The sequence below is a fragment of the Halomonas gemina genome, from assembly GCF_023554995.1.
Lineage (GTDB): Bacteria > Pseudomonadota > Gammaproteobacteria > Pseudomonadales > Halomonadaceae > Halomonas > Halomonas gemina.
This window is the reverse complement of sequence record NZ_JAMJPK010000004.1, coordinates 317,466-329,943: the sequence shown is the minus strand read 5'-3', so window position 1 is coordinate 329,943 and position 12,478 is coordinate 317,466. Positions and strand designations below refer to the sequence as shown.

Below are 12,478 nucleotides of genomic sequence, written 5' to 3'. Positions count from 1 at the left end.
TTTGTTGATACCAATCAGGGCCAGAATGCCAAGTCGATGCTATAGCTGAGAGCTGCATCAGGCGTTTGTCCTGATCACCCGTTTTCGTCACAAGGAGAAAGCCCATGTCAGTCCGCGACGTCGTCATCTGCCATCCCGTTCGCACCGCCATCGGCACCTATGCCGGTAGCCTCAAGGAAACGCCCGCCCCGGATCTGGGCGCTCGCGTCATCCAGGAGACCCTGTCCCGCTCGGGACTCGCCGCCGACAAGGTACAGTCGCTGGTGATGGGTCACGTCATCCAGGCGGGCTGCAAGATGAATTCGGGCCGCCAGGCCGGCATCGCCGGCGGGCTGCCCGTGGAGGTACCGGCGCTCACCGTCAACCGCGTCTGCGGCTCCGGTGCTCAGGCCGTGGCCAGCGCCGCCATGGAAATCTGGAGCGGCATGGCCGACTGCGCCATCGCCGGCGGCATGGAAAACATGGACCGCGCCCCCTATGTGCTGCCCCAGGGCCGCTGGGGCGCGCGCATGGGCGACGTGACCATGCACGACACCATGTTGCTCGACGGCCTCAACGATGCCTTCAGCGGCAAGCATTCCGGCTGGCACACCGAGGATCTGGTCAGCCGCTACAACATCTCCCGCGAGGACCAGGATGCCTGGGCGCTCCGCTCCCAGCTCAACTTCTCCAAGGCCCAGGAGGCCGGGCTCTTCGACGCCGAGATCGCCCCCGTCGAACTCACTAGCCGCAAGGGCACAACCAGCTTCGCCCGCGACGAGCACAATCGCGGCGACACCACCGCCGAGTCCCTGGCCAAACTCAAGCCCGCCTTTCGCAAGGACGGCACCATCACCGCCGGCAATGCCCCGGGGCTCAACAGCGGCGCGGCGGCGATGATCGTCGCCGAGCGCGACTGGGCCGAGAAACAGGGCCTCACCCCCATGGCGCGGCTGGTGTCCTTCGGCGTCGGTGCCGTGGAGCCCGACTACTTCGGTATCGGCCCGGTGCCGGCGGTCAAGCAGGCCCTCGAGCGGGCCGGCTGGTCGGTGGGTGACCTCGACCGGGTGGAGATCAACGAGGCCTTCGCCGCCATCGCCCTGGCCTGCCAGCGCGAGCTGGGCCTGCCGCAGGAGATCGTCAACGTCGAGGGCGGTGCCATTGCCCACGGCCACCCCATCGGCGCCAGCGGGGCGGTGCTGACCACCCGCCTGCTGCATGCCATGCAGCGCAACGGCGAACGCCGCGGCATCGTCACCCTTTGCATCGGCGGCGGCCAGGGCATCGCCCTGGCGCTGGAGACGCTGTAAGCATGGCAAGTGCACCTTGCATCGAATCCGCCTGGGAGGATCACCAACAGGAACTCAGGCGGTTCCTGCTCAAACACTGCGGCGACCGGGAGGCCGCCGCTGACCTGCTGCAGGGCGTCTATGCCAAGGCGCTGACGCACCGAGAGCGCTTCTGCGAGCTCGAGTCGCCGCGGGCCTGGCTGTTCAAGGTCGCCCGCCACCAGTGGATCGACCGCCAGCGCCGCGACGGCCGCCTGGTGCTCGGCGAAGTTCCCGAGCCAACGGCGCCCGACGACGCCGACACCGCCCCGGTGGACAGCCTCGCCGGCTGCATCACCCGCGCCCTGCCCCACTGCGCCGCCGAGGATCGCGATATCCTGAGACGCTGCGACCTCGAGGGTCTCCGGCAGGCCGACTACGCCAGGCGCAACGGCCTGAGCCTGCCGGCGACCAAGGCGCGGCTGCGTCGCGCCCGGCAGCGTCTGCGCGAGCGGCTGGTCGAGCAGTGCGATATCGTCTTCGACGATCAGGGCCGTATCTGCTGCCACCGAGCCCTCGAGGCATAGGGCTCAGAAACAAACCAAGGCTCAGAAAAACACTGGGCTCAGAAAAAAATCGAGATCTCCCGCATCCTTTTGCCCGGTGCTGCGTCTTCTGGGGTGAGACGCAACTGACACGGGGAGTCACTGACATGTTGGATGTCTTTACCTGGTTGGCCGACTGGCTGGTCTATGGCCTTGCCGGCCTGGATCCAGCCAGCAAGCTCGGCAGCTCGCTGCACTTCTTCGTCGAGGACACCACCAAGATCTTCGCCCTGCTGGTGGTGATGATCTACATCATCGCCCTGGCACGGGCCTCGCTGGATCTCGAGCGGGTACGGCACTATATCCAGCAGAAGCATCGCCTGGCGGGCTATGGGCTGGGTGCCGGCTTTGGCGCCATCACGCCCTTCTGCTCCTGCTCGAGCATTCCGCTCTTCCTGGGCTTCACCAGCGCCGGGATTCCGCTGGGCATCACCATGGCCTTCCTGTTCACCTCGCCGATCATCAACGAGGTGGCGGTAATCATGCTGTGGAGCCTGCTGGGCTGGGAGTTCACCCTGGTCTATGTGGTCATCGGCATGGCGGTGGGCATCGGCGGCGGCATGATCCTGGACCTTCTCAAGGGGGAGCGCTGGTTGAAGGACTTCGCCGCCAAGGCCTACCGGCAGGCCGCCGAGTCACCGCACGGCGACGAGCCCACCCCCGAAGCACCCACGCTCACCCTGAGGGATCGCCACGTCTTCGCCCGCGACGAGCTCAAGGAGATCGTCGGAAGGATCTGGAAGTGGGTGATCATCGGCGTCGGCCTGGGCGCCGCCCTGCACGGCTTCGTGCCGGACGGCTGGTTCGCCGACAACCTGGGCAGTGGCCAGTGGTGGAACGTCCCCGTGGCCGTGCTGGCCGGCCTGCCGCTCTACTCCAATGCCACCGCGGTGATCCCGGTGATGGAGAGCCTGATCCTCAAGGGGCTGCCGGTAGGCACCACCCTGGCGTTCTGCATGAGCACCGTGGCCGCCAGCTTTCCCGAGTTCATCATGCTCAAGCAGGTCATGCAGTGGCGCCTGCTGGGTATCATCTTCGTCATCCTGCTGGCCAACTTCATGGTCGTGGGCTGGCTGATCAACCTGCTGAGCCCCTGGCTGTTCAGCGGAATACTGACCTGAGAGGAGCATCACCATGAAGAAGATCGAAGTGCTGGGTACTGGCTGCAAGAAATGCGTCAACACCGCCGAGCAGATCCAGTCCGTCGCCGGTGAACTGGGCATCGAGGTCGAGGTAGAGAAGGTCACCGACCCGGCCGCGATCATGGGCTACAAGGTCATGTCGACCCCGGGCGTGGCCATCGACGGCAAGCTCATGCACAGCGGCAGCGTGCCGGATCGCGGCAAGATCGAATCCATGCTCAAGGCCTGAGCGCCCAGAACCAGGCCGACCACGACCGCCAGCCTCCACCGCCTATCCGGTGGCCGCTGGCGGTTGTCATTGTGCGTCTTCCCGGCGAGTATCGAGGGATGCTCTTTAGCCTCCTCCGTCGCCATCCGCTCCTGCTCATCGTGCTGGCCCAGCTGTGCGGCACCTCGCTGTGGTTCTCCGTCAACGGCGTGGGACTGGCGCTGTCCCGCGATCTCGGGTTCGCCGAGGCCGACCTGGGTCGCCTGACCCTTAGCGTCCAGGCGGGCTTCATCGCCGGCACCCTGTTCATCGCCACCACGGGGCTGGCCGACCGCTTCCGCGCCAGCCGCATATTCGCGGCCTCCTGCCTGGCCGGTGCCCTGACCAATGCAGGCTTCGTGCTGGCCGCGGCGCATCCCCCCCTGGACCTGCTGCTGCGCTTCGCCACCGGCCTGTGCCTCGCCGGCATCTATCCGCTGGGCATGAAGCTCGTCATCGGCTGGACGCCGAAGCACACAGGAGCGGCGCTGGCCTGGCTGGTGGGCATGCTGACCCTGGGTACCGCCCTGCCCCACCTGCTGCGCGGCACCACCCTGGGGCTGCCCTGGGAGTGGCCGCTGATCGGCGCCTCCGGGCTGGCGCTGGTGGGCGGTGCGCTGATGCTGGCGCTGGGCGACGGCCCGCACCTGCCGCCCGCAAGCGGCAGGGCAAGGCTGCTCGACGGCCTGGCGGCGCTGCGTGAGGCCCGCTTTCGCGCCGTGGCCGGCGGCTACTTCGGCCACTGCTGGGAGCTCTATGCCTTCTGGACCCTGACCCCCTTCCTGGTTGCCCGCGAGGTGAGCCGGCTCGGGGCGCCGGAGGCCTGGGTGCCCTGGCTGTCGTTCGGCGTCATCGCCCTGGGGCTCGCCGGCTGCGTGGGCGGCGGGTCTTTGAGCCGCCGGCTGGGCAGCCTGTGGGTCGCCCGCCGAGCGCTGGCTGCCTCGGGGCTGATCTGCCTGGCCTATCCGCTGCTGACCTGGCTGCCACCGGGCGTGCTGCTGGGCCTGCTGGCCGCCTGGGGGCTGACCGTGATCACCGACTCGCCGCAGTTCTCGGCCCTGGCCGCCGCCACGGCGCCGCGGGAGCGCGTCGGCTCTACGCTGGCGGTGATGAACGCGGTGGGCTTCGCCCTGACCATCCCCGCCATCTCGCTCACCACCGCCCTGTGGTCGCTGCAGGGCAACTGGGTCGTCTGGTGGCTGCTGCCGGGGCCGATCCTCGGGCTGTGGGTGATGCATGGCCTCCCCGAACGCGGGGGCCAAACCGAGACCACCACAGCGACGACCGACCTGCCGCAGAAGCGCTGAGGCTCCTATACGGGTGGCAGGATGCCGCTCACGAGCGGCTGGCAGAGCCGCTTAGGCCCCGAACGCCTCGCTGAGCGAACCCTGGTAACGCCAGCCCTCCGGTACCCGCAGCTCGTGGCTTTGGCTGCCGCCCAGGCGACAGATCGCCACGCTCGGCGGCGTGCCGCCGATGCCGATGTTCACCGTCTCGAAGGCCAGCCAGTCACAGGGGGTGATCAGACCACGCTTCTGGTCGGCGAAGGCGATGTCCTCGACGTCGCCCTCCCAGTCGCAACGCAGCCCCAGTGCCACCAGACGCTCCACCAGGCCTCGCACCTCGGCCGGGTCGAACAGGCTGATGCTGACGAGTTCGTCGTCGGAGCAGACGCCCTGCTCGGGCAGCTCTCGCGCCAGCGCCTCCCAGCCTCCGGACACCCGCTCCTCGATCGCCGCCGCGCGGATGATCACCGCCGTGGCCTCTACCAGTACCGCCATGGGTCGCTCTCCTTCCTCGCCCGCCCCCGGGTCATCACGGGACGCTGGGCAGGGATCCTTTGATCCAGATCAACCTTATCTCTCTGGCATCTCTGACCTTCGGCTAAACGGCATGGCGAAGGGCAGCGACGTCTGCCACGCTCGAATCATCGACATATGGTAATTCACATATAACCATAACAAGGATAGTTGGCGAACCATCATGCCATACCGTGACCCTCACACGCAGCGCACACCCAGCCCCCTCGCCCCGGGAGTCACCTCCCTGGGCTGGGCGACGTCACGCTGCCTGGAGGCGCCACCCCACCCCCTGGAGTGCTCACGCTGTGTCGACGCTTGCCCGGCCGCGGCCCTGGCCTTCCATGCTGACGGCGACGGCGTTGCCCTGCTGGCCGGCGATACCTGCCACGGTTGCGGCCAGTGCGTGGCGGCCTGCCCCAGCGAGGCCCTGGTCAGCGTCGAGATCGACGCGCTGCTGAAGAATGTGGCACCCGACAGGATGCTGCGCCTGGGCTGCCACCGAACCCACCAGGCAGGCGACCCGAACCCGCTGCACTGCCTGCGCGCCCTGGGCCCCGACATGCTGGCCTGGCTGGCGGTGCAGGTCGCCCCCGAGGCGCTGGTGCTGTCGCTGCCCGGTCGCTGCCATGGCTGTGATGCCGCCCCCGACGAACAACCGGATGCGTGGCTGGCACAGGCCGACGCCCTGTGCCGTATCGATGAGGCCAGGCCCCGGCAGGAGTACCACGCCGCCCGCCCCACAGTAAGCCGCCGCGACCTGCTGAGTGGACGAGCGGCCCCGCGGCTGCCGCCCCTCCCGGCCGGTGACGCCGCGCCCGGGGCACGGCGACTCCAGCGCCAGCGCGCGGCCGCCCAGGCGCTCGGCGAGCCTCGCCTCGCCCCCACGCTGCCCGGCCTGAACCTGGACGCCGATGCCTGCCACTCCCATGGCGTCTGTGCCCGGGTCTGCCCCACCCGGGCGCTGCAGGAGAGCGCCGACGGCGAGCTGGAGTTCGACCCGCTCTCCTGCCTGGCGTGCGGCCACTGCCTGAGCAGCTGCCCGGAGGGGGCCCTGCACCTGACCGAGGCGAGTGACGCAGATGCGGTGACGCTGCGCCAGACGCGTCGCCTCGACTGCTTCCTGTGCGGGCGCCCCTTCACCCCGCCCGGCGACGCGAGCATCAAAGAGGAGGTCGAGAACACCACCTGCCCGGCCTGCCGACGCGAGTCAGCCCTGATGCAGGAGAGCTTCGATGAACTTTTCGGCTAGCGATCACCATCAGCGATGCCAGAACGACTCGCACGCCACGACGAGCACCCCGAGGGAGAACCGATGAAACTGTTCCAGACCCTGATCAACCGGCGCCGCTTCCTGCAGTCGTCGGCCGCCGTCGGCGCCGCGGGTGCCGTGACCACGGGCTTTACCGGCCTGACCGGGCTGACCCAGGCACCACCTGCGCGGGCCCAGCCGACCCGCGGCGAGACGACCATCACCAAGAACGTCTGCGCCCAGTGCCCGGCGCGCTGCGGCATCGATGTCTACACCACCGACGGTCGCGTGCACGCCATCTACGGCACCAGCGACAATCCGATCTCCAACGGCAAGCTGTGTCCCAAGGGGCACCTGGGCAGCTACTTCCTCTACGACCCCGACCGCTTCAAGGGGCCGATGAAGCGTACCAATCCCAACAAGGGCCGCGACGAGGATCCGGGCTTCGTGCCGATCTCCTGGGAGGAGGCCCTGGATACCGTGGCCGAGCGCTTGAACGACCTGCGCCGCCGCGAGGAGTCGCACCGCTTCGCCATGTTCTACGGGCGTGGCTGGGGCGCCTCGGATGCCGGCATCCAGTACCCCTTCGGCGAGCTCTACGGCACGCCCAACGCCGCCATCGGCCACTCCTCGATGTGTGCCGACGGCTCCAAGAAGGCCAAGCAGGCCACCGACGGCAACAACTCCTACAGCTCCTATGACTACCGCAACGTCAACTACCTGCTGATCATGGGCGCCAGCTTCCTCGAGGCCTTCCGCCCCTACAACAACGTGATGCAGATGTGGGGCCACATGCGCACCAAGAGCCCGAAGACGCGGGTGACCACCGTGGACGTGCGCATGAGCCCGACCATGGCCGCCTCGGACCACGCGCTCTACATCAAGCCGGGCACCGACGGCGCCTTTGCCCTGGCCGTGGCCCACGTGATCCTCACCGAGGGCCTCTGGAACCGGGAGTTCGCCGGCGACTTCACCAATCCCCGCCTGAGGTTCCTGGCCGGACAGCGCATCTCGCCGGTGACCTTCGAGGAGAAGTGGGTGCATGGCCTGGCCGACTGGTGGAACGAGGAGCTCAAGGACCGCACCCCGGAGTGGGCCGAGGCGATCACCGGCATCGAGGCCGAGCAGATCCGCCGCACCGCCGTCGAGTTCGGCTCCACCCGACCCGCCGTGGCGCTGTTCGAACGCGGCGCTACCGGCCACTCCAACGGCACCTACAACGGCATGGCGATCCACAGCCTCAACGCCCTGGTGGGTTCGCTGTTCGCCGAAGGGGGCATCGGCTACCAGGTCGGCCCCTCCTACGGCAAGCTGCCGGTCGAGGTGGCGGACTACCAGGACGACTACGCCCGCAACGGTGCCTGGAAGGAGCAGCCGCGCCTCGACATGAAGGGCACCGACCGCTGGCCGATGGTCGGCAACATGATGCAGGAGTGCGCCCGCAACCATCTCGACGCCGATCCCTACACCCTGGATACGGCGATGTTCTACTACACCAACCCCATCTGGAGCGCGCCGACCCCCCAGGTGTGGGAGGAGGCCCTGAAGGACGTCTTCGTCATCGACACCTCGCCCTTCCCGGGCGAGACAGCCATGTATGCCGACATCGTGCTGCCCGACTGCACCTACCTGGAGCGTACCCAGGACGTCCCCACCTACCCCTTCGAGGGCTGGCCCATGGCCGAGCTGCGCACCCCCGCAGTCGAGCCGATCCACGACACCCGAATGTACGGCGACGTGGTCATCGAGCTGGGCAAGCGCATCGAGGGCCCCATGGGCGACTACTATCGCGAACTCGGCAACCTCGAGAACTACATCCGCCACCTGGCGGCCGGCTTCGCCGACGACCCGGGCGACAACGGCGTCGACGGCTTCGAGAGCTGGAAGGAGAAGGGGGTCTGGTACAAGAAGCCCTACCAGTGGCGCCAGATCCGCGGCGACTTCTATGAATGGGACGGCGAGCGCTACTCGCGTCAGATGAGCGCGGAGGAGGTCAAGCAGCACCTGTTCAAGACCCCCTCCGGCAAGTTCGAGGTGCGCTCCGGCTACCTGGAGCAGCATGCCGACTACATCGAGCGCGAGCTGGGCATTCCCCGCGCGCGTGCCGGCCTGGTGCAGTGGGTCGAGCCGGTCTACACCGGCGGCGACGGCGACCTGCACTTCGTCACGCCCAAGACCCCGCTGCACGCCGAGGGCCGCGGCGCCAACATCCCCCAGCAGATGATGGTGCACCAGCCCATCGTCGGCGGCCGCAATACCGTCTACCTGGAGGTCCACCCGCAGACGGCCAGGGAACGCGGCATCCGCAACGGCGACCGGGTCCGGATCATCTCCGACGTCGGCAGCATCGAGGCGGAGTGCCGTTTCGTCGCCTCGCATCGACCCGACACCCTGGTGCTGCCCTTCGAGTTCGGCCACTGGGCCCAGGGCCGCTGGGCCAAGGGCCGCGGCCCGGGCAACTCCAGCGAGATCACCGCCAACGTGTCGGACCCCATCTCGGGCCTGGCGAGCTACTACACCGGCAAGGTCAGGCTGGAGCGCGCCTGACCCTGACACCCTGACCGAACAAGCTGGAGGAGAACGACCATGGCCAAATGGGGAATGGTCATCGATCTGGACAAGTGCACCGGCTGCCAGGCCTGCACCACCGCCTGCTCGATGGAAAACAACACCCTGCCGGGAGAGACCTGGCAGGACGTGCTCTACTACACGGCGGGCGAGAATCCCAGCGGCCAGATGAAGTGGCTGCCGCGCCCCTGCATGCAGTGCGAGAACCCCTCCTGCGTGCACGTCTGCCCGACCCGCGCCACCTACAAGGACGAGGAGGCCGGGGGCATCGTCTTCGTCGACTGGAACAAGTGCATCGGCTGCAAATACTGCATGATCGCCTGCCCCTACGGCGTGCGCTTCTATGCCGACGAGAAGCCGCTGATCGAGCCCGATATCCGCGACGTCTTCCCGGGCGAGAACGGCCAGCTGTGGAGCCCGCCCTATCAGAACCCCGAGGAGGACTGGCGGCGCGGCATCGGCATCCAGCCCCCCGGCGTGGTCTCCAAGTGCACCTTCTGCTACCACAAGGTCCGTCATGCGCCGGAGGGCGTGGCCGACCTCGACGAGGACAACCCCGAGGTCAAGGAGTATGTGCCCGCCTGCGTGCGCACCTGCGCGCCCAAGGCGCGCTACTTCGGCGACCTGGACAACCCCGACAGTCAGGTCAACCGGCTGATAGGCGACAAGCACGGGGTGCGCCTCAAGGACCATACCGGCAACCGGCCGCAGGTCTACTACCTGGGTGCCGGCGCCGGCGTGCCGGCCTTTACCCCTGCCGACAGGGAGAATGACGCATGAGCACTTCCATGAAAGGCATGCAACCCACGACGCATGGCAACGCCCTCCAGGGGCCGCTGGGCTGGGGGCTTCTGGTGATCGCCGGCGTGGTACTGCTGGCCAGCCTGGGCTATGCCTTGTCGCAGCTGATGACCAGCGGCCACACCGCCTTCAATACCAGTTCCGTGCTGCCCTGGGGGCTGCCCATCGCCACCTACGTCTATTTCGCGCTGGCCTCGTCGGGGCTGGGCCTGGTCGCCTCGCTGCCGCTGGTATTCGGCTTCAAGGCCTACTACCCGCTGGCCAAGCGCTGCATCTTTCTGGCCTTCGCCCTGCTGATCTCGGGGATGGGTGTGCTGGCCCTGGAGCTGGGACACCCCTTCCGCATGCTCTGGGTGATCCCGGCGAACCTGCAGGTGCAGTCGGCGATGTTCTGGATGGGCGTCTTCTACTCCCTGGACCTGCTGTTCCTGCTTTGGAAGTTCGGCAAGCTGCAGGGCGGCCACTGGGACAGCAAGACCGCCAGACAGGTGGGCATCGCCTCCTTCATCGGCGTGCTGCTGGCCAGCGGCAACCTGGCGCTGATCTTCGGCATGATGAGCATGCGCCCCTTCTGGTTCGATGCCCTGATGCCGGTCTACTTCTACGCCACCGGTATCACCAGCGGCGTCGCCGTGCTGATCCTGCTGACCTACCTGGCCTACGGCTTCCGGCGTGAGCGCATGCCGGCAGCGCTGCAGCGCCTGATGAGCGGCGCCCTGCCACGGCTGTTCGCCGCGCTGGTCGGTGCCACCCTGCTGTTCATCGTGGTGCGCGCCATCACCGGGCTCTACAGCAACAACCCGGAGGTCAACCTGGTGTGGAGCGAGTACCTGCTGGAGTCCGGCCTCTACCTGACGTCATTGGTCGTCGGCCTGCTGCTGCCCTTCGTGCTACTGCTGGGCGGGCTGCGCAACCGGCCCGGCATCCAGGTGCTGACGGCCGTGCTGGTCAGCCTGGCGATGTTCGCCGAGCGCCTATACTTCGTGGTCGGCGGCCAGGTAGTGCCACTGTTCAAGGGGTCCTGGGTACCCGACCTGATCGCCTATACCCCCTCGGCCACCGAGTGGGCCCTGACCCTGGTCGGCGTCTCGCTGTGCCTGGTGCTCTTCCTGCTCGGCGAGAAGTTCCTCAACCTGGGGGATATGCCGCCGCAGATGACACAGGCGCCGGCCGGCGATCCGGCGGCCGGCGACCCGGCGGTCGAGGCGAGCCGTGCGTGACCCCACCCCCCTGCAAGGAGAAGGGGCGCCCTGCTCACCGGCAGGGCGCCCCGCTGGCATCATGATAGAAACCTCACCGATCCCCGACCTGCTGCCATCCGCCGAACTGGGCCTGTGCCTGTCACGGGCTTTCCTCGCTCCCCAGATCGGCATGACCCTGGCCGAAGCCCGCGGCCCGCTGCTCGAGGACCTGACGTGCCTGGCCGCATCGCTGCCGTCCATCGACAGCGAGCGCCTCGCTGCCCTCTCGGCGGCGTTCGCCGCGCTCACCGACACCCAACGGCTGATCCTGGGCTACAGCCGACTGTTCCTGGCGCCCCCTGCCCCGGCACCGCTCAACCTGGGCGCCTACCTGGACGGTGGCCTGATGGCCCGCAGCGTGTCGCACATGGAGGCGCTCTACTGCCGCCACGGCCTGGAACGCGACCCGGCGTTCCGTGACCTGCCCGACCACCTGGCGCTCAACCTGCAGTGGCTGGCCTGGGTCTACAGCGAAGCGGAGGAGGCCAGGGAGGCCGGCGCGGATGCCCGTGCCGCCCTGACCGATGCGGCCAGCATGCTGGAAGAGCTCACCCTGCCCGCCCTGGCTGGCATCCGCCGCAAGGTGATAGCGGCCGACGTCGATGCCACCACCCGCCCCTGGCGGCTGCTTGTCGAGCTCACCCACGACCAGCTGTCACGGGACCTGGCGCATCTTCGGGCGGCACTGCCGGAGCCCGCCCGCGAGGAGCCTCGCTCGTCCCTCTCAGGACCCGCCGCCGATGCAGCCATCGCCACCTTCGAGCACAGCGATGCACCGCGTGAGCGCCTGAGCTGTCGCGCCTGCGGGAGGGGCTTCGAGAGCGACCCGGTGCTGGCCGAGATGCGCCGCCGCCTGCTCGCGGCCGGCGTCGACGCCGACCATCTGGCGGTGTGCCCGGGCTGTCGCGACGACAACAGTGCGATACCTCGTCACAGGTGCGCGCCATGACACGCATCGCCCCCTTCTGCGAGGTCATCGCCGACTACGTGCTGCGCGATGACCAGGGCCACCGGCTGGCGGCCTCGACGCCCGAGACGCCGCTACGCTATATCCATGGCACGGGCCAGATGCTGGCGGCGCTGGAGACCGAGCTGGCGGGACACCAGGCGGGCGATACGCCTTGCGTGACGCTGACCCCGGAGCAAGCCTATGGCCCGCATCGCCCGGAGCTGGTCTTCGAGGCGGTACGCGAGAACCTGCCGCCGAACATGGAGATACGCGAGGGCATGACGCTGACGCCAGGCGGGCAACAGGGGAAGTTCTCGCTCAAGGTGGTAGGGCTCACCGAGCGCGGCGCCCTGCTCGACGGCAACCACCCGTTGGCCGGCAGGACCGTGACCTGGGAGATACGCATCAGGGAGGTTCGGCCAGGCAGGCAACAATCCCAAGGGGAGCTGGACCATCAGCCGATCCGCTGGGTCAATCGCGAGACATGACCCGTGCTCGATGTTCAGAGGCTAGCCGATAAGAGCCGCGCCACTCCATGGCAACCCGGCATTCAGACGGCGTCTCTGCTGTTTGAGTCGCAGCCGACGGAGCGTCGAGGAGGCGTCTGGTCATGACATGCTCTTGACT

At 68.1% G+C, this 12,478-nt stretch carries 12 protein-coding genes; 11 read left to right on the top strand and 1 reads right to left on the bottom strand.

Going from position 1 to position 12,478, the window contains the following annotated elements; all coding sequences use genetic code 11:
- The first annotated feature begins 104 nt into the window (after nucleotides 1-104).
- The 5 genes from M8009_RS10890 (at nucleotide 105) to M8009_RS10870 (ending at nucleotide 4,548) form a co-directional block, all read left to right on the top strand.
- Nucleotides 105-1,289 carry a thiolase family protein gene (locus tag M8009_RS10890; protein ID WP_250060939.1) on the top strand — a complete coding sequence of 395 codons (1,185 nt, stop codon included), beginning with the start codon at nucleotides 105-107 and terminating at the stop codon, nucleotides 1,287-1,289.
- A 2-nt stretch (nucleotides 1,290-1,291) separates the two neighbouring features.
- Complete coding sequence (locus M8009_RS10885; RefSeq protein ID WP_250060937.1) at nucleotides 1,292-1,834, top strand: RNA polymerase sigma factor; 543 nt, start codon at nucleotides 1,292-1,294, stop codon at nucleotides 1,832-1,834.
- Nucleotides 1,835-1,959: 125 nt separating this feature from the next.
- On the top strand, nucleotides 1,960-2,973 hold the full coding sequence (locus M8009_RS10880) for a permease (RefSeq protein WP_250060935.1): 1,014 nt from the start codon (nucleotides 1,960-1,962) through the stop codon (nucleotides 2,971-2,973).
- A gap of 13 nt (nucleotides 2,974-2,986) precedes the next feature.
- Nucleotides 2,987-3,223, top strand: coding sequence for a thioredoxin family protein (locus tag M8009_RS10875; protein ID WP_250060933.1), 237 nt, complete (start codon nucleotides 2,987-2,989; stop codon nucleotides 3,221-3,223).
- Between the two features lie 98 nt (nucleotides 3,224-3,321).
- The gene (locus M8009_RS10870) at nucleotides 3,322-4,548 is read left to right on the top strand and encodes an MFS transporter (RefSeq protein ID WP_250060931.1); all 1,227 of its coding nucleotides are present in this window, start codon (nucleotides 3,322-3,324) and stop codon (nucleotides 4,546-4,548) included.
- Between the two features lie 51 nt (nucleotides 4,549-4,599).
- Here the strand turns inward: M8009_RS10870 and M8009_RS10865 are convergent, their stop codons facing one another.
- Nucleotides 4,600-5,022, bottom strand: a complete 423-nt coding sequence (locus M8009_RS10865) for a hypothetical protein (RefSeq protein ID WP_250060929.1) — start codon at nucleotides 5,020-5,022, stop codon at nucleotides 4,600-4,602.
- A 202-nt stretch (nucleotides 5,023-5,224) separates the two neighbouring features.
- On the opposite strand from M8009_RS10865, the gene M8009_RS10860 reads away from it, so the two are divergent.
- The 6 genes from M8009_RS10860 to M8009_RS10835 all read left to right on the top strand — a co-directional run bounded on the left by M8009_RS10860 (nucleotide 5,225) and on the right by M8009_RS10835 (nucleotide 12,339).
- The gene (locus M8009_RS10860) at nucleotides 5,225-6,292 is read left to right on the top strand and encodes an ATP-binding protein (protein WP_250060927.1); all 1,068 of its coding nucleotides are present in this window, start codon (nucleotides 5,225-5,227) and stop codon (nucleotides 6,290-6,292) included.
- Nucleotides 6,293-6,355: 63 nt separating this feature from the next.
- Nucleotides 6,356-8,839 carry a molybdopterin-dependent oxidoreductase gene (locus M8009_RS10855; protein ID WP_250060925.1) on the top strand — a complete coding sequence of 828 codons (2,484 nt, stop codon included), beginning with the start codon at nucleotides 6,356-6,358 and terminating at the stop codon, nucleotides 8,837-8,839.
- Nucleotides 8,840-8,878: 39 nt separating this feature from the next.
- On the top strand, nucleotides 8,879-9,640 hold the full coding sequence (locus M8009_RS10850; protein ID WP_250060922.1) for a 4Fe-4S dicluster domain-containing protein: 762 nt from the start codon (nucleotides 8,879-8,881) through the stop codon (nucleotides 9,638-9,640).
- Complete coding sequence (gene nrfD / locus M8009_RS10845) at nucleotides 9,637-10,881, top strand: NrfD/PsrC family molybdoenzyme membrane anchor subunit (protein ID WP_250060921.1); 1,245 nt, start codon at nucleotides 9,637-9,639, stop codon at nucleotides 10,879-10,881. Before M8009_RS10850 ends, nrfD begins: the two co-directional genes overlap by 4 nt.
- Nucleotides 10,874-11,851 carry a molecular chaperone TorD family protein gene (locus M8009_RS10840; protein WP_250060919.1) on the top strand — a complete coding sequence of 326 codons (978 nt, stop codon included), beginning with the start codon at nucleotides 10,874-10,876 and terminating at the stop codon, nucleotides 11,849-11,851. The genes nrfD and M8009_RS10840 overlap by 8 nt, the downstream gene beginning before the upstream one ends.
- Entirely contained in the window at nucleotides 11,848-12,339 is a 492-nt protein-coding gene (locus tag M8009_RS10835) for an FKBP-type peptidyl-prolyl cis-trans isomerase (RefSeq protein ID WP_250060917.1), read from the top strand. Before M8009_RS10840 ends, M8009_RS10835 begins: the two co-directional genes overlap by 4 nt.
- Nucleotides 12,340-12,478: the final 139 nt, after the last annotated feature.